The organism is Cobetia sp. 29-18-1 (assembly GCF_029846405.1).
In the GTDB taxonomy this organism is placed as follows: domain Bacteria; phylum Pseudomonadota; class Gammaproteobacteria; order Pseudomonadales; family Halomonadaceae; genus Cobetia; species Cobetia amphilecti.
Genome location: NZ_JARWKS010000066.1, coordinates 1 through 218, shown reverse-complemented (window position 1 = coordinate 218; position 218 = coordinate 1). Strand labels below are relative to the sequence as shown.

1 protein-coding gene is annotated in these 218 nt (G+C 61.0%); it reads right to left on the bottom strand.

Annotation, left to right across the window (positions count from 1 at the left end):
* The coding region (locus QD208_RS17635) for a hypothetical protein (protein WP_279837698.1) at positions 1-218 on the bottom strand (218 nt) is incomplete at both ends.

Here is a 218-nt window from a genome sequence, read left to right as displayed (position 1 = left end):
CGTCCAATAGGGTACGCCCTGATTCGGGTTGGTAGGCGACGTGTCCTCATTGATATTGCCCACGCCGATCTCGCCCACGGTGCGGCCAATGATGCGGAACGTGCTCGAGCTGGTGAAGATCAGCGCCCAGTCCTCAGTGATGGCCCCGCGATTGGTGATGATCGGCGGGTAGGTGGTCACGTTGTACTCGGCCAGGGTGCCATCTGCGCCATCGTTGT